Annotated in this window: 14 protein-coding genes; 5 read left to right on the top strand and 9 right to left on the bottom strand. The window is 44.9% G+C overall.

Annotated elements, in window-relative coordinates:
* The first annotated feature begins 209 nt into the window (after window positions 1-209).
* A complete protein-coding gene (pheA, locus tag C6Y39_RS14105) occupies window positions 210-1,391 on the top strand; it encodes a prephenate dehydratase (protein ID WP_105931885.1) in 1,182 nt (393 codons plus the stop codon).
* Window positions 1,392-1,450: 59 nt separating this feature from the next.
* Here pheA and tyrA read toward each other — a convergent pair whose 3' ends face one another.
* Together tyrA and C6Y39_RS14095 are read right to left on the bottom strand one after the other, a co-directional pair.
* A complete protein-coding gene (gene tyrA / locus C6Y39_RS14100) occupies window positions 1,451-2,605 on the bottom strand; it encodes a bifunctional chorismate mutase/prephenate dehydrogenase (protein ID WP_105931884.1) in 1,155 nt (384 codons plus the stop codon).
* Window positions 2,606-2,646: 41 nt separating this feature from the next.
* A complete protein-coding gene (locus C6Y39_RS14095; RefSeq protein ID WP_105931883.1) occupies window positions 2,647-3,735 on the bottom strand; it encodes a 3-deoxy-7-phosphoheptulonate synthase in 1,089 nt (362 codons plus the stop codon).
* A gap of 473 nt (window positions 3,736-4,208) precedes the next feature.
* On the opposite strand from C6Y39_RS14095, the gene C6Y39_RS14090 reads away from it, so the two are divergent.
* Complete coding sequence (locus C6Y39_RS14090; protein WP_105931882.1) at window positions 4,209-4,925, top strand: enoyl-CoA hydratase/isomerase family protein; 717 nt, start codon at window positions 4,209-4,211, stop codon at window positions 4,923-4,925.
* 76 nt (window positions 4,926-5,001) lie between these two features.
* Here C6Y39_RS14090 and C6Y39_RS14085 read toward each other — a convergent pair whose 3' ends face one another.
* The 5 genes from C6Y39_RS14085 to rpsP form a co-directional block, all read right to left on the bottom strand.
* Window positions 5,002-5,652: a trimeric intracellular cation channel family protein gene (locus tag C6Y39_RS14085; RefSeq protein WP_105931881.1), complete on the bottom strand. Its 651-nt coding sequence runs from the start codon at window positions 5,650-5,652 to the stop codon at window positions 5,002-5,004.
* Window positions 5,653-5,781: 129 nt separating this feature from the next.
* The gene (rplS, locus tag C6Y39_RS14080; RefSeq protein ID WP_024015986.1) at window positions 5,782-6,141 is read right to left on the bottom strand and encodes a 50S ribosomal protein L19; all 360 of its coding nucleotides are present in this window, start codon (window positions 6,139-6,141) and stop codon (window positions 5,782-5,784) included.
* An 18-nt stretch (window positions 6,142-6,159) separates the two neighbouring features.
* Complete coding sequence (trmD, locus tag C6Y39_RS14075) at window positions 6,160-6,921, bottom strand: tRNA (guanosine(37)-N1)-methyltransferase TrmD (protein WP_105931880.1); 762 nt, start codon at window positions 6,919-6,921, stop codon at window positions 6,160-6,162.
* Window positions 6,922-7,443, bottom strand: coding sequence for a ribosome maturation factor RimM (rimM, locus tag C6Y39_RS14070; protein WP_105931879.1), 522 nt, complete (start codon window positions 7,441-7,443; stop codon window positions 6,922-6,924). It abuts the gene before it with no gap.
* Window positions 7,444-7,466: 23 nt separating this feature from the next.
* Entirely contained in the window at window positions 7,467-7,718 is a 252-nt protein-coding gene (rpsP, locus tag C6Y39_RS14065; RefSeq protein ID WP_105931878.1) for a 30S ribosomal protein S16, read from the bottom strand.
* A 476-nt stretch (window positions 7,719-8,194) separates the two neighbouring features.
* On the opposite strand from rpsP, the gene C6Y39_RS14060 reads away from it, so the two are divergent.
* From C6Y39_RS14060 to C6Y39_RS14050, 3 genes are all read left to right on the top strand, one after another.
* Complete coding sequence (locus tag C6Y39_RS14060; protein ID WP_105932047.1) at window positions 8,195-10,009, top strand: ABC transporter transmembrane domain-containing protein; 1,815 nt, start codon at window positions 8,195-8,197, stop codon at window positions 10,007-10,009.
* A 140-nt stretch (window positions 10,010-10,149) separates the two neighbouring features.
* On the top strand, window positions 10,150-11,208 hold the full coding sequence (locus C6Y39_RS14055; protein WP_105931877.1) for an efflux RND transporter periplasmic adaptor subunit: 1,059 nt from the start codon (window positions 10,150-10,152) through the stop codon (window positions 11,206-11,208).
* On the top strand, window positions 11,201-14,317 hold the full coding sequence (locus C6Y39_RS14050) for an efflux RND transporter permease subunit (RefSeq protein ID WP_105931876.1): 3,117 nt from the start codon (window positions 11,201-11,203) through the stop codon (window positions 14,315-14,317). The genes C6Y39_RS14055 and C6Y39_RS14050 overlap by 8 nt, the downstream gene beginning before the upstream one ends.
* A 126-nt stretch (window positions 14,318-14,443) precedes the next feature.
* Here the strand turns inward: C6Y39_RS14050 and C6Y39_RS14045 are convergent, their stop codons facing one another.
* Complete coding sequence (locus tag C6Y39_RS14045; RefSeq protein WP_105931875.1) at window positions 14,444-15,679, bottom strand: alpha/beta hydrolase; 1,236 nt, start codon at window positions 15,677-15,679, stop codon at window positions 14,444-14,446.
* A gap of 30 nt (window positions 15,680-15,709) precedes the next feature.
* Window positions 15,710-16,102 carry a TerB family tellurite resistance protein gene (locus tag C6Y39_RS14040; RefSeq protein WP_105931874.1) on the bottom strand — a complete coding sequence of 131 codons (393 nt, stop codon included), beginning with the start codon at window positions 16,100-16,102 and terminating at the stop codon, window positions 15,710-15,712.
* Between the last annotated feature and the right edge of the window lie 298 nt (window positions 16,103-16,400).

Genomic DNA, 16,400 nt, shown 5'->3' with positions numbered 1-16,400 from the left:
AAAACAGTAATACATTTTGTAAAAATGGGTTGACACACATAGGTGTTCAACATACATTCAACGTATGAAACAGAACATAAAGCACGTAGCAGTATTCTTTTTTGCGTTTATATCCTTAAATTAGGGAGGCGCGGCTACATGCATAAAACCTCCCATCTGGGAGGTTTTTTTTTAACAGCACTTTATTACACGTTACGCACGGGAACACTATGTCAGACAATGCATTAGATACTGTTAGAGAGCGGATTACCGCTTTAGACAGTGAACTACTTAACTTACTTGCAGAACGCAGAAAACTCACTAACGAAGTCGCTGAGACCAAAATAAAACACCATATCCCTGTGCGAGATCAGAAGCGAGAAGAGCAGCTCTTAGTTCGCTTAATAAAAGAGGGTCAAGGCATTGGTCTAGACCCTCATTACGTAACGCAAATCTTTCACGTCATAATTGAAGACTCAGTGTTGAATCAACAAGCTATGTTAGCTGAGCGTGCCAACCCCGGCAGCACTCTCCCGCTTAACCGTGTAGCGTTTTTAGGTGACAAAGGCTCGTATTCGTACCTTGCAACTCAAAAGTACTTCTCTCGTCGACCAGGCGAGCTTTTAGAAATTGGCTGTCAAAGTTTTGCAGAAATAATTCATAAAGTAGAAAGCACTGAAGCTGACTATGCTGTACTCCCTATAGAAAATACGACCTCTGGCAGTATCAATGAAGTATACGACCAGTTGCAGCACACTCAATTAAGTATTATTGGCGAACTTACACACCCCATTCGACACACGCTGCTGGTAGGCACAAATACCAGCATTGATAAGATAAAAACGCTTTATGCCCACCCCCAGGTTTTCACCCAATGCAGCCATTTCCTTGCTGAGTTGGGCAATGTAGAAGTGAAAACGATGGACAGTACGTCATCTGCCATGTTGACGGTAAGCGAGCTTAAACGGGATGATGTGGCTGCAATAGGAAGTGAAGCCGGTGGTAACTTGTATGGCTTGATGGCCATAAAAAGTAACCTTGCTAATCAGAAGGAAAACCACAGCCGCTTTATCGTTGTGGCGCGTAACCCCGTTGTAGTGCCGCTTCAGGTACCAGCAAAAACGACTCTCGTTATGTCCACAATACAAAAGCCTGGCGCATTGGTTGAGGCCTTGTTAGTGCTAAGAGAAAATAGTATTAACATGACAAAGCTTGAATCTCGTCCTATCCCAGGGAACCCGTGGGAAGAAATGTTTTACATTGATGTAGAAGGCAATGTAGAAGATGGCCCAGTACAAAACGCCCTAGACGCATTACGCGGAATTACGCGCTATATCAAAGTACTTGGCTGTTATCCAAGCGAAGAAATAAGCCCAACAAAAGTCGCTGCAGCAAGCGCCCTAGCCAACTAAAATAGAAAGGCGAGCGCTCGGGCTCGCCTTTCCTTTGAGTGTTTTAAAATTTAAGCGTGTTACTTATCCCTTAAAAGTTGGCCATCATCAGCTTTAAGTAACATTTGCTTGCTGTCTACCAAGCATTTTTTAGCATAATCACCAAACCAGCCCCCAACCTTCATAAACTGTTCAACAAACCCTTTTTTGTCTCCGCTTTCTAAAAGAGACAAGGCTAGACCAAATCGTTCGTAGAAACGACGCAGAAGCGCAAAATTGTCAGGGTTATTGAAAATAATATCGGCATAAAGCTGCGGTGACTGTGCAAACAGTCGCCCTACCATCGCGAGCTCTAACCGATAAATCGGTGAGCTAAACATGGTTAAAGACTCTAAATTCGGATCTTCGCCCTTGAGGTGTTGCCCGTAAACGAATGTGTTAAAGTGGCGCATAACCTGAATATAAGCCATTGCTTGGTCGTGTTCTTCTGCACTGGAGCCATGAATGGTGGCCCCCCAGATTCGCATTTGTTCAATCAACCAATCATATTTTTCACTGCCACGACCATCGCACACCACAACCACCTGCTTTATCATGCCAGGTGCATCAGGGCCGAACATAGGGTGAAGCCCTACAACGGGGCCGCTATGCACTGCAAGCATTGCCTCTAGAGGTTTGGCTTTAACACTGGTTATATCTGCTAGCACGCAGTCGTTGGGCAGCATAGTGAGCTTGCTAATCACGTCTTCTGTTAAATTAATAGGCACAGCAACGACAACTAGCGAAGCATGGCTTAACAGCGATGATGCTCTGCCATTTTCCCAGTCATCTTTTTCAACAACCGAAACCTTGTAATTACTTCTTTCAAACAAGCTTACAAACACGCGGCCAAGCGCCCCTGCTCCACCAATCACAACAACGTTATCGATGTCGGGTTTCACACAGCGGTATTTGTTATTTTGCGTATGGTAAGACTCGCGCATTACGCGACGTAGTAAATCTTCAGTTAGGTCGGGAGAGACCCCAAGAGATTCAGCCTGAGCACGACGAGAGGCTATTAGCGCTTTTTCTCGTTCAGGTACATAAACGGGCATGCCTGCTTCGGCTTTGATTTGCCCAACTTGGGTAGTGATTTTATTGCGTTTAGCGAGTAATTCGACGAGCTGGGAATCCAGCTCGTCAATACCTTCACGCAGCGTATCTAGCTTGTTTAACTGCTGCGAAATATCGGCCATTATGTCTTATCCTTGAATCACATGGCACGGGTTGAGTTAGCTTATGCCACCGTGCGCTTATTTTGACGTAAGGGTAACACAGTAATTAATTTATCTCTGGCTTGAGCAATTAAGTTTTCTGTAGTTTCCCAATCAATGCATCCATCAGTGATAGAAACGCCGTATTCAAGCTCTTCAGGTTTTTTACCTTCGGCTTTCTGATTTCCAGGCTTCAAGTGACTTTCAAGCATAACACCAATAATTGACTGGTTACCTTCAAGTATTTGATTCACGACATTCTGTGCCACCAAGGGTTGGCGACGGTAGTCTTTTGATGAGTTCGCATGGCTGCAATCAACAACTAAACCTGCAGTCAACCCTGCGTCTTGTAATTCGATTTCGCACTCAGATACGCACACGGAATCATAATTAGGCTGTTTTCCGCCACGCAAAATAATGTGGCCATCCGGGTTTCCACTGGTGCCAATGATACTTACTTGGCCCTGCTTATTAATCCCCATAAAACGATGCCCGGAAGCCGCAGATTTAAGTGCATTAATAGCAATATCTAAACTTCCATCTGTACCATTTTTAAAACCAACAGGCATTGAGAGGCCGCTTGCCATCTCTCTGTGAGTTTGCGATTCAGAAGTGCGCGCTCCGATAGCAGCCCAACTAAATAGCTCTGCTAGATATTGCGGGCTGATTGGATCTAATGCTTCAGTGGCAACAGGTAACTCTAATTCCGCTAACCAAATTAGCAGTTCTCTTGCTTTGCGAAGACCGGTTTCGATATCAAACGTACCATCAATGTGCGGGTCGTTAATAAGCCCCTTCCACCCTGTTGTGGTTCGCGGCTTTTCAAAGTAAACACGCATCACTATAAACAGAGTGTCTTTGCACGATTCATGTAGTTCTTTGAGCTTAAGTGCGTACTCTTTAGCTGCTTCAATGTCATGAATTGAGCAAGGGCCGCACACCACTAGCAATCTGTGGTCACGACGATGAATTATATCTGAAACAATTTTTCTCGAATCAGAAATTGCAGCAAGCGCCTTTTCTGAAACAGGCAACTCTGCGCTAAGCGCATCCGGCGTAATAAGCACATCTTCTGTACTTACGTGAACATTATTAACAGTGTCCTTGATCATGGGAGTTCTCTTACTCTCTTAACTACAAATAAAAAATTGAAAATAAAACGCCAAAAGAGTGTCCAATCTGCTTGTAAACTTTATTATACAGCGAGCTTATTCTATATTTCTTTAACGTCATTGACTTTTTAACAATTAAAGCCTAAAGAGGCAAGCATTAACGAATAATACTTTAATCTAGGGTATATTCTAAGTGTATGAGCATGACCGATTGTCCAACCTCCGCTTTCATTAGCACATTTTTTAACCGGCAGTGAGGCTTGCTCTTTTTTCCTCGATGGTAAGATGTTTAGCGTTAAGTCTTGTCCGCGATCACTTGGAACTAGCAAAAATAGTTCGTATCACGCCCTAACACCGTAATATATTTTTATGTCTATTCACCATAGATAATTGACCAACATAAATAAGCTAAATTTTTCATTTGTTGTTCGGGTTTTGTATTATTGCGGTAGATAAATAATAACGAGAACACAATGCAAAATTTAGCTATAACCTACACGGGCGACGTAGCCATTCTTACCATGCAAAGTGGTGAAAACCGTCATAATCCCCTTTTTGCCAAGGAAATGTTGTCTGCATTAGAAACAATCAAAAGCAAAGAAAGTTGCAAAGCGATGGTGATCACGTCCAACGATGATAAATGCTTTAGTTTAGGCATAGATACAGACTGGTTGATGCCTGCGATGAAGGCAGGTCGCACAGAAGAAATTAAGCAGTTCATGTACGATATGGATGAGGTGTTCAAAACTCTGCTTCTTTTTCCTCTCCCCGTGATTGCAGCCATCAACGGGCACGCTTTCGGTAACGGTGCGATCTTGGCTTGCGCCTGTGACTTTAGGTTCATGCGTTCAGACAAAGGTTTTTTCTGTTTCCCAGAAGTAGATTTATCTATTCCATTCCTTCCCGGGATGATTGAGTTTGTAAAGAAAGCCATGCCTTATCATAGATTCAATGAAATGAAGCTTTCTGGTAGACGTGTATCTGGTAAAGAACTGGAAAATGACCACGTTGTTGAAAAAGCCTATGAGACACAAGAGGCACTCATGGAAGGCGCACTTAACTACGCAAAATCATTTGATAAAAAGCGTGGAATTTTTGGTGAACATAAAAAACGTTTGCACAAACATATTATCGAAACTATCGATAAAGATAACGCCGCCCTCATCGATGCCCTATCTTTAATGGTGTAACCAATATAGACAGTGAAACGGTGGCGCTAGGTTTCACTGTCTTTGGTTGCTCAAAATAATAAACGTTTATCACACATCATAAGTCAGCATTACATTTCTTTTTAGATCGCGGTGTTCGTTTTCTGAATAAGTCAACCTTCACCCCCCAATGCAACGACGCGGTTCTTAGTAAAACCGTTACAAAGATAGAACCTAATATGCACCAAATATAGGGAATATCTAACGCGAATAACGCGGCATAGGAAAGCCCCCCTGCAAAACACGCGCTGGCGTATACGTCACCTCGCATCACATAGGGCACTTCCCTACAAACCACATCTCTCATCAAGCCGCCGAAAATACCTGTGGTCATCCCCATTGTCAGTGCGACTATCATTCCCGTTCCGCTAATTAAGGCCTTTTCTATACCTATGACGTTGAAGATAGCGAGTCCTATTGTATCGATAAGAATAAAGTAGAAATTCGAGGGGGATGGCATATAGCGAACGAACAGCACGGTTGCGAAGATGGCAGAATAAGTAGCTATGAGATACTCCGACGTTTCTACCCAGAATATAGGTTTGCCCAACAATAAGTCACGCAGGGTACCGCCGCCTAGCGCAGTCATCACACCAACCACGACGATGCCAAAACCGTTTATGTTTTTGTCGTGGCCGAGTAACGCACCCGAAACCGCAAAAAATGCAACGCCCAAAACTCCCAGTACAATAAAATATTCTGAACTCATCCTTTTCTCTATTAACAAATATTAATATTTGTAATTGATGAGAGGACAAAAGGATCGAATTGCGGGCACAAAAAAGCCCGCGTGAAGCGGGCTTTTTCGAAGTTAACAATAACGCAAGGATTAGTAATCTTAGTTAAGCTTCTCTTTGATACGTGCAGATTTACCTGAACGCTCACGTAGATAGTAAAGCTTAGCACGACGAACCGCACCGCGACGTTTAACTTCAATTGAAGAAACTGCCGGGCTGTGTGTTTGGAACACACGCTCAACGCCTTCGCCGCTAGAAATTTTACGCACGGTAAAAGACGAGTGCAGACCACGGTTACGTTTAGCGATAACAACACCTTCATAAGCCTGAAGACGCTCTTTGTCACCTTCGGTAACGCGAACTTTAACAACTACTGTGTCACCTGGACCAAACGCAGGAACATCAGTCTTTAGCTGTGCTTCTTCGATTTTTTTGATGATATCTTGACTGACTTTGCTCATCATATCCTCTCGTCCTAGTTAACTGTCATCTTGCTGCAGTTGCGCTTGGAATAATTCAAGCAAACGCTGCTGCTCCTCAGTCAGAGCTAGGTGATTTAACAAATCAGGGCGACGATGCCAGGTTCTACCTAATGATTGCATCAATCGCCACTGCCTAATTTTTTCATGGTCCCCACTTAGCAACACCTCAGGAACCTTTTGACCATCAAGTATTTCGGGCCGCGTATAGTGCGGACAATCCAAAAGACCGTCAGTGAAAGAATCTTCAACTGCTGAAGCTTTATGCCCCAACACACCGGGAACTAACCGTGCAACCGCGTCCATAAGGACCATTGCTGGTAACTCGCCGCCGCTTAACACGTAATCACCTATAGACACTTCTTCATCTACATGGCTTTCGATTACCCGCTCGTCGATGCCTTCATACCGGCCGCAAATTAAAATTGTGCGGTCGATGTTAGCAAGACGCTGAACGCCTGCTTGGTCAAGGGGTTTCCCTTGTGGTGATAAGTAGATCACCTTACTTTTTTTGCCGCCCACTTTCTTGGCGGCTTGTATTGCGTCAGTTAGCGGTTTTACCATCATCAGCATACCGGGTCCGCCTCCGTAGGGGCGATCGTCTACTGTGCGATGGCGATCATGTGTAAAGTCACGGGGGTTGAAGGTGTCAACCGATAAGGTTCCAGATTTAACTGCTCGACCTATAACACCCTGCTGGGTAAATGGGGCGAACATATCTGGAAACAGGCTAACAACACCGAACCACTTTTCCGGAGTCACTTAAAACCCCGGGTCCCAGTCAACTTTAATGACCTTCGCTTCCTTATCCACCTCTTGTACGACTTCGTCGAACACAAAAGGCAATAGTCTTTCTTTTTGACCAAAAGCATCGCCTACATTCGCTTTAACGTGAATCACGTCGTTAGCACCTGTATTAAACACTTCTTTCACCACACCCAAGTCGTAACCTTGCGTTGTTACTACTTTCATGCCGGTGAGCTCACGCCAATAAATCCCTTCGTCACCTAAATCAGGCAGCTGTGAAGCATTTATGTTGATATCCAAGTTTTTGATGCGCTCGGCATCATCTCGACTATCAACGCCCACAATTTTTGCAACGAGGCTTTTACCGTGCGGTCGCCACTGGTCAATTTGGTATTCTTTTTCTTCGCCAAGAAACCATGGCGCGTACTCAAATATACCTTCTGGCGTTTCTGTATAGCTGTTGATTTTGACCCAACCTTTAACACCATACGGTGCGCCAATTTTGCCAACAATCACTTTGTCAGACGCTAGACTCATCTATACCACCAGTTAATAACAGCTTACGCTGCAGATTTTTTCGCTTCTTTTACCAAGCTAGAAACGCGATCTGATAAGCTCGCGCCTACGCCAACCCAGTAATCTACACGCTCTAGATCTACGCGAAGACGTTCCGCTTGACCTTGTGCAGTTGGGTTGAAGAAACCGATGTTTTCAATGAAACGACCGTTTCTTGCACGACGGCTATCAGCCACCACTAGTTGATAAAATGGACGCTTTTTCGCGCCACCACGCTGTAAACGAATAGTAACCATAAATGCCTCAAACTCGTTGTAGCGTTACCGTTAACTTAAGCCTTCGAACAACGTCTAAAAAATAGACGCCAGCTAGAAGGCCGCCGAATTATACGGATATCGCTGTTTATTGCAAGTAAAAGTCTAAGATTGAAAGCAATAAACTCTGACATAGGGAATAGTTACGCTCAGATCACCGCAACCACAAAATATGATTTACGATCGGAGTCTTTTCTGTACTGCTGCTCTTTTAGATTGCTGTTAACCCAAAAATCAAACTAGAAAAACGCTACGCGCTTCTACAACGTAAAGTGTGTAACGTTTAACGACAAAAACTATAAGAAGAGTAATAACATCAACCCAACGTGAATACTGCAAGGGTAATCGCATATCTTACGTCCAAAACAAGCGCTTTACCGTATACTCGTAGAATAAATAAAATCGTATGTAGCGCAGTGTTTTACCAAGAGAAAATCATGCGCATTGAAGAGGTAATTTTGACGACACCGCTACCAACCGTATCAACGAAGCAAGTCTTACAGTGGATTGGCTCTCATTTACTTCATTACAAACCGCGAGTTATTGGCGCAGTCATTGCGCTTTTTACTGCTGCTATTGCTTGGCTTTTACTCGGTCAGGGCATTAAGTACGCCATCGACAGTGGTTTTATTGAAAATGCTGCCGACACCTTAAACAAGGCGACGGTACTTGTATTAGGAATTACCCTTTTGGCCTGCTTGGCTACTTACGCTCGATTTTATTTAATGACGTGGCTTGGGGAGCGTGTAAGTGCAGACATTAGAAATCAGGTTTATGCGCATCTGCTGTCTCTCCCCCCTTCGTTTTTCGCAGAACTTAGAACAGGCGAAGTCATTTCTCGATTCACCAGCGATACCACAATTATTCAAACTGTAGTGGGTATGAGTCTGTCAATGACGCTGCGTTCCGTTGTAACGTTTGTTGGCGCATTAGTGTTGATGACCCTATCAAGCCCTTTATTAACCTTCTGCGTGATCGTTGCTGTGCCCGCCGTTTTAGTGCCTATAAAAGTGCTAGCGCCGCAAGTGCGTCGCTATGCGAAAGAAAGTCAAGATAGGGTGGCAGATTTGGGCGCACGTATAGATGAAAGCCTACACGAAATAATGACAGTGCAGGCCTACACTGCTGAGAATGCTGAGCGAATGCACTTTTCAAGAAAAGTCGAGCTTGCCATGGACGTAGCCAAAAAGCGTATTCATTATAGGTCGCTACTTATTGGCTGTATTATGTGCATTAGTATGACAGCGATAATCTTCATCGCTTGGGTCGGTGCTAGACAAGTACTTGACGGCACCATGACGGTTGGCGAACTGTCAGCGTTTCTATTTTATGCCGTGATGGCCGGCGGCAGTGTAGCTACTATTAGCGAAGTTATTGGTGAAGTGCAGCGTGGCGTAGGCGCGAGTGAGCGTTTGTACGAGTTATTAAACACTGAACCCGCTATAAAATCTGCGTTTGCAGGAGCGAAGCTTGGTTCTAGGCCATTTTCACCTTTTAATTCAAAATCAAAAGATACTAACTACAACACGCCAATTTCAAAAGCAGCACCTCAAATACAAATAGAAAATGTCAGCTTTGCTTATCCCAACAGCAAGCCTTTATTCAATAATTTAAATATTGACATAAAAGCCGGTGAGCGCCTTGCGCTAGTGGGAGCAAGTGGAGCCGGTAAAACCACGCTGTTTCAATTACTAATGCGTTTTTACGACCCAAGCGCAGGGCAAATTTTATTTAACGGCGCGCCAATCAACAAAATGCCTGTAGACGTTCTACGACAGCACATTGCTGTTGTCACACAAGAACCTGTGGTGTTCGCTGACACCGTTTTAGAAAACATTCGTTACGGCAGCCCCAATGCCAGTGATGAAGCGGTTATAAACGCCGCTAAAAAAGCGTTCGCCCACGAGTTTATAGATAATTTAGATGCGCGCTATCAGACTCAGTTAGGTGAAAGAGGCGTAAAACTTTCTGGCGGACAAAAACAACGCATTGCCATTGCCCGCGCCATTTTAGCAGACAGACCTATCTTACTTCTTGATGAAGCGACAAGTGCGCTTGACGCAATGAGTGAACGTATGGTTCAGCAAGCCATAGACAGGTTGATGGTAGGCAAAACTAGCATTGTCATTGCACATAGACTCGCTACCGTACAGCATGCAGACCGCATAATTGTGATGGACAAAGGAAACGTCGTGGGAAGTGGAGATCATGCTTCATTGATGAAAAGCGATACCTTGTATAGGGAATACGCTGAACTGCAATTGCTTAGCTGAACCGCCTATGGTGCTATACGGTACAAATATGAGGTTAACCAAAAGTCTAATAATTAGGCAATTTGGAAAGACAACAACAAAGAACTTGCAGTAAAAAAGATAACGAAGAACCGCAAGTTCGATAACGCTACGGGTTTAAAATGAAAAATTCAGTATATGGTGCACTAAAGACATGGACAGGTCTTTGTGCTCTTTTTCTTATTGCGATACCGGTTGCTAACGCTCAATTTATGGGCGACAGACAAGCGAAACTTGTCGTCACCAAGCCTATCGAATTTATGAACGAGACGCGAAAAGTAGAGGCCGTTGGTAGCGCTGAGGCCGTGCGCTCCATCATCCTGTACCCGGCCGTTTCTGACGAAGTCACAGAAATCAATTTTGTCCCCGGCCAATCGGTTGAGAAAGGTAAGGTACTTGTTCGTCTTGATGACAGACGCCAACAAACGGCGCTCAAACGCGCTAGGCTGAATCTAGAAGATGCACAGCGCACGGTAGAAAGACTGGCTTCTAGCTACAAGCAAGGCGCGGTACCTATCAGTGAATTAGACTTAGCTCGCACACAGCGGGACCTTGCCGAAGTTGCATTAGAAGAAGCCCAAGCAGATTTGGACGACAGGCATATTATTGCCCCATTTGACGGTGTTGTGGGGATAACTGATGTTGAGGTGGGCGATCGAATAAACGAGCAAACGGTTATCACTACGCTAGATAACCGAAGCAAGCTTTTCATTAACTTCAAAGCCCCTGAAGCCGCATTGTCAGTGCTACTCAATGCTCCTAATGTCACGTTAGAGCCATGGAGCGATAAAGAAACGCTCGTAAGAGCTGAAATAGCGCAGGTTGATTCGCGTATTAACGAAGCAGACCGTACCCTTCGAGCACGAGCACTGCTTGATAATTCATCAGATCAATTCCGTCCAGGTATGAGCTTTCGAGTTAATTTGAGTATTGAAGGCGACCGTTTTGCCGCTATTCCAGAAGCTGCACTGCTTTGGGGGGCTACTGGCGCTTACATATGGCTTGCTGAAGACGGAAAAGCCAAGCGGGTTGATGTGAGCGTTCATCAAAGACTTAGAGGTACCATTCTAGTATCTGGCGAGCTCAAAGAAGGCGACAAACTGATAGCAGAAGGTGTACAACGTTTGCGTACTGGTCAGGAAATTACAACTGAACTGGCCGGAGGGCCTCAAGGTGAGTGATCCTAATCTAGCTTCTTCTGTTAACGATTTACCCTCTTTATCAATACGACGTCCTGTTCTTATTGTTGTATTGAACTTACTTATCGCTATTGCTGGCCTTGCCGCACTAAGTGGCCTTGAAGTTCGTGAACTTCCTGACGTGGACACGCCCCGGGTTACTGTAACCGCCCAATTTCCTGGCGCGTCACCAGAAACAGTTGATGCCGAAGTAACAGGTCGCCTGGAAGGTGCGGTTGCCCGGGTAAGTGGCGTAAAAGATATTTATGCGCAAAGCGAAGAAAATTCAGCACGGGTTCGCGTAGAGTTTCGTCCTGGTGTTAATTTGGAAGATGCCGCGAACGAAGTACGTGAATCGGTAAGCCGTGTACAAAGACAGCTTCCTGATGACGTTGAACAAGTGGCGATTATTCGCGCAGACAGCGACGCACAAGCGGTAGTGAGCTTGGCTATATCAAGCGATACGCTGGATATGGAAACCCTCACCGAACGGGTTGATACCGATGTCGCACCATTATTTTTAAGCATTCCCGGCGTTGCCGACGTAACTTTGAATGGCGATAGAGAGCGCGTACTGCGTGTTTCAGTTGACCCACTACGTCTCACTAGCTTTGGTTTATCAATGAGTGACATTGCTGATGCGTTGTCACTGGCGCCCTTTGATGTGCCCGCAGGAAGCATACAGTCCGCAGAACAAGCATTAATCGTTCGCGCTGACGCCACCTCTGTCTCAGCTGAAGACGTGGGCAATATTGTGGTCACCGGTGATATACGAATTAACGACGTAGCCAGTGTCTTTTTCGGCCCTGCTGACACCACCAGCGTGGTCCGCCTAGACGGTACACCTGTTATTGGCGTAGGCGTTATCCGTCAAGCCAGCTCAAATACCATCGAAATTTCGGACGAAGTGCTAGCGATGGTAAAAGATCTCGACAAGCGCTTTACTGATATGAATATTGTAGTCACCGCTGACGATGCAGAATTTATTCGAGATTCTGTTAAAGAGGTAGTGATATCACTGAGCCTTACTGTGGCGCTTGTGGTAGTTACGCTTCTGGTGTTTATAGGCTCATGGCGCGCAACCATAGTACCAGCACTGTCTATACCTGTATCGCTGGCAGGAGCCCTTGCTATTATCTGGGGTATGGGCTTTTCCATTAATATCCTTACCCTTCTTGCGCTTGTACTGGCAACGGGCATGATAGTTGATGATGCGATCGTGGTTTCTGAGAATATTCAGCGACGTCGCAGCATGGGGCTTGGCGCTCGTGCTGCTGCCGTGGTTGGCACAAGAGAAGTGTTTTTTGCCGTGGTCGCCACAACAGCAGTACTTGCCTCCGTATTTATTCCTATTGCATTTTTACCCTCTACCGCAGGGCGATTATTTAGAGAATTCGGTGGCGTGCTCGCTGGCGCGGTAGTTATCTCATCTTTTGTCGCACTGTCTCTAGTCCCCGCATTAACTGCTCGGTTAAAAGTAAAACCAGCCAGTAAAGATGGTCTGTTTAGTAAAACCTTTGGCAAATTTGGGCATGCTTGTTTGCGTCTTTATCAAGCCTCGCTACTCAAAGCACTAAAGTATGGCTGGGTTGTGGGGATTTTGAGCTTAGCAGCAGGCGGTGGTGCATATATTTTAGCGCAAAATATCGATAATGAGCTTCTGCCTAGTGAAGACAGGGGCACTATTCGCATCTTTGCCCGAGGTCCGGACGGGGCTGGCCTAAACTTCATGGACAGGCAAGCAGAGAAAATGGAAGAGCTACTCATGCCTTATGTGGAAAACGGCACGATAGACTCTATTTACACTGTTGTGGGTTCTTGGGATCCAAACATTGTTTTCATCACTGCGCCACTTAAGCATTGGGATGAACGAGACAAATCCCTTCAGGATGTGGTGAACGAAATCCGTCCAAAACTTCAGCAAATCCCGGGAGCACCAGGCAATGCCTTTGGCGGAAATAGCTTAAACCTTCGTGGACAAGGCGGCGGGCTTGAAATAGCGCTTACCGGTGATACCTATGAAAACATCTTTAGTGCTGCACAACGCTTTTCCCGCCAGCTTGAAGAAACGCTACCTGAGCTTGGCAGGCCTCGTATAAGCTACGACCCCACGCAGCCACAAATGCGTGTAAATATCGACAGACGCCGCGCTGAAGAGCTAGGGGTGCCACTTACTGATATTGCAAGCACCCTTCGCGCTGCGGTTAATGGCGATGATATTGCTGATTTAAACGTGGGCGATCAAGCCATTCCAATTATGCTGCAAACCAATAACCGCAGTACGCTTGACCCTTCCGAACTTACCAGTCTGTATGTAAAAAGTAATGACGGTAACCTGGTTCCTCTTTCCAGTGTTGCATTTATAAGCGAAGAAGGTGTGGCTGCTGAGTTAGAGCGACAGGCGCAAAGACGAGCGATAAAAATTGAAATGGAACTTCCTGAGGATGTAGCGCTTAGCGACGTTGTTGAAAAAATTCGAGCGCTTGGTCTTGATACTCTTCCAGATGGTATAGGACTAGTATTTTTAGGCGAGGCGCAGACTTTTGAAGAAACCTCTAAACAAGTCGCGCTTACCTACATATTGGCATTTGTTATCGTTCTGTTGGTACTTGCCGCGCAGTTTGAGAGCGTAAATAGCGCAGTTGTGGTAATGCTTACCGTTCCTTTTGGAATAGCAGCGGCTGTGTATGCCCTATTTTTAACGGGCACAAGCGTTAATATATACTCGCAGATAGGCCTAGTGATGCTGATTGGTCTGCTAGCCAAAAACGCAATTCTTCTTATTGAGTTTGCCGACCAGCTTCGTGACAAAGGATACGATGTTTACGATGCGATTGTTGAGGCCGGTAAAGTGCGTTTACGTCCTATTATGATGACACTGGTGTCGACCATTCTCGGTGGTCTACCGCTTATACTCTCTACTGGTGCAGGTGCAGAAGCCCGCAACGCGATAGGATGGGTGGTATTCGGTGGTTTAGGAATCGCCGTAGTATTTACCCTGTATCTAACCCCTGTACTTTACTTAGCCTTAGCTCGTTTTACCAAACCTCGTGCAGATGAAAGTGCAAAATTAGAGAAAGAAATGGAAGATGCTCAGACACATAGCGCCTAGACTGTGAGTGTTTGAGTGTTTGAGTGTTTTAGAAAGAGAAAACCTAAACTATTATCCTGTATGTAAAAGACGCGCTCGCCAATTTGCATTCAGGTGATAGTTTAGGTTAGCTATGTAAGCAATTGCTCACTCGCTTTTACAGAACGCTGTGGCCTCACCTTTTCCGATAAATGCAATTACCTGGTCTATTACCTTTTCGAAATAAGGGTTATAGGTTAGCCTTGCGTAAACGTGAGGCTTTTCTTCTTCTGTTGGTTCATATCCCCAAGGCCCAAACCAAACCTCCTCCCCTGCTATACAGCGTGATTCTTTTTCGTCGCTCTGACCGTTGTCACAAATTCGGAAATCACTTTGCGTGCCGTATAGTGAATTGTTAGCAGAAAACAGCGTACTCATGTGCGATGCTGCGCTAATGCGCTGCTCTGGTAACGTCATAGTTTGAACAATACGCATATTTGAAGGTATGTCAGGCTCATTTTCTCCCTGCCACACTAAACACTTTTTCGGGTGGGTGAAGTTGTCCTTAAATTGCTGAGCAATGGTTAGCGTATCAACAACGCTGTCTTTTTCTGCAACTACCATGAAAACTGGCAAATTCAATTTACTTGGTTTGCTTTCTGATGCAGAAAACAAATCTTGAAGCGTATTAACGCTTTCTTGGTAGGCTGCAAAGCCCGGCATAGCGGTGGAATTATATCGACTTGGATTGTCTTCCTCTTCAACATTAGGCCACGGAAACAGTGAGTCAACGTAAGGCGCTAGACGAGAGACGAAAAAGCGAGATTTGTACGCGGGTGAGAAATGGACGAGCCCTTTTATGTCAAGTTGGTCGGCCATTGTAAAACTAGCAATAGTGGTTAAGTTTGCTCCTGTTGAAAAGCCACCAAGGTAAAGATTATCAACGTCTTGAGAAAACAGCATAATGTGATGATTTGTTTCCTTTTGCCATTGCTGATAGCTGACATTTAGCATGTCTCCAGGTTTAGAGCCATGACCCGGCAATAAGATAGTTCTAACATGGACCCCCTCCCGACACAAAGCACTGGCGATATCTCGAAAGAAAAATGGAGAATCACCCAATCCATGAACAAGTAGAAGCCCTGTCTCGGTGTACTGGGAGCCGCATTCAAACGGCATATTCGTGGTTACTTCTTTTGCTTTATCATCAGAAATAAACGTTCTATGTTGATAAAGGTAAGCTTCAACTTCTTCTAAGTATGCGCTAAAAGGCTGTATCCCAACAGGAAACTGTTTTTCGCTGGCACTAAATTGAGAACTGTGTGACGAATGACAGCCGCTTGACATAAAAAGCGGCAGAGAAGCGGCACATGTAAATGCCGCTTTGACTACAAGATTTGACATTATTTATAGGTCTATTTTCGATACGCTGAATTATTGTAGGGTATCTTTTCCTGAAACTAGCGCCTTAGCCAATAATTTATGGGTAAGAAGCGAGAGCAGTTCCGTTTCTTCTTCACTACGCTCCCCATCTACACCGGTTATCGCCATCGCAACTTCTAATGTTTTTTCAGCATCAAATGACAGATCATTCTTTAAACTACGTAAGAAGGTAACAGCATCGCCGGTGTCGATCGCCTTTCGCGTTTGATAGATAGTGTCGTTCAAGAAAGCTTCGCGGCAAATTGGGCTCTGCCAATCGAGCGATTCTACCATTGAGCTAAGATAATCCTGTTCAGACAGCGTTACCATACCGTCAACTTGATAAAGTAATACTGATAATTTGATTAGGGCCTGATTAAAGCTTTGTTGTTCTGATAATTGCATAACACTCTTCCTCTTCGTACTGTACGCGGCAGTACCACAACATGTACTGCATCCTGCAGTAGCGATAGTTTTGCGTTTACTTCACTGACATTTTGTATTCCGCACAAGGGCAGCGCGGCAACGAATCACTGCATGAATAACGTAGACCAATGAATTGACGGTAATGTTACGCAGCAATGAAGCTTTTAGTTCATCATGTTAAATAAGTGTAAACGCTAAATGTATTATAGGTGCTTTTCAACAGGTTCCAAGTATCGTGCGTGGCAAAAAAGTAAGAATTTTTTGACGGTAATAGCAA

Origin of the sequence: Alteromonas gracilis (assembly GCF_002993325.1) — a bacterium.
Taxonomy (GTDB): domain Bacteria; phylum Pseudomonadota; class Gammaproteobacteria; order Enterobacterales; family Alteromonadaceae; genus Alteromonas; species Alteromonas gracilis.
The sequence above is the reverse complement of the archived record's forward strand: the minus strand, read 5'-3'. Positions and strand labels throughout refer to the sequence as shown.

Excerpts from the sequence above, each read along its gene's own strand:
- pheA (WP_105931885.1), top strand. The coding sequence starts at position 210 with ATGTCAGACAATGCATTAGATACTGTTAGAGAGCGGATTACCGCTTTA.
- tyrA (WP_105931884.1), bottom strand. The coding sequence starts at position 2,605 with ATGGCCGATATTTCGCAGCAGTTAAACAAGCTAGATACGCTGCGTGAA.
- C6Y39_RS14095 (WP_105931883.1), bottom strand. The coding sequence starts at position 3,735 with ATGATCAAGGACACTGTTAATAATGTTCACGTAAGTACAGAAGATGTG.
- C6Y39_RS14090 (WP_105931882.1), top strand. The coding sequence starts at position 4,209 with ATGCAAAATTTAGCTATAACCTACACGGGCGACGTAGCCATTCTTACC.
- C6Y39_RS14085 (WP_105931881.1), bottom strand. The coding sequence starts at position 5,652 with ATGAGTTCAGAATATTTTATTGTACTGGGAGTTTTGGGCGTTGCATTT.
- rplS (WP_024015986.1), bottom strand. The coding sequence starts at position 6,141 with ATGAGCAAAGTCAGTCAAGATATCATCAAAAAAATCGAAGAAGCACAG.
- rimM (WP_105931879.1), bottom strand. The coding sequence starts at position 7,443 with ATGAGTCTAGCGTCTGACAAAGTGATTGTTGGCAAAATTGGCGCACCG.
- rpsP (WP_105931878.1), bottom strand. The coding sequence starts at position 7,718 with ATGGTTACTATTCGTTTACAGCGTGGTGGCGCGAAAAAGCGTCCATTT.
- C6Y39_RS14055 (WP_105931877.1), top strand. The coding sequence starts at position 10,150 with ATGAAAAATTCAGTATATGGTGCACTAAAGACATGGACAGGTCTTTGT.
- C6Y39_RS14045 (WP_105931875.1), bottom strand. The coding sequence starts at position 15,679 with ATGTCAAATCTTGTAGTCAAAGCGGCATTTACATGTGCCGCTTCTCTG.
- C6Y39_RS14040 (WP_105931874.1), bottom strand. The coding sequence starts at position 16,102 with ATGCAATTATCAGAACAACAAAGCTTTAATCAGGCCCTAATCAAATTA.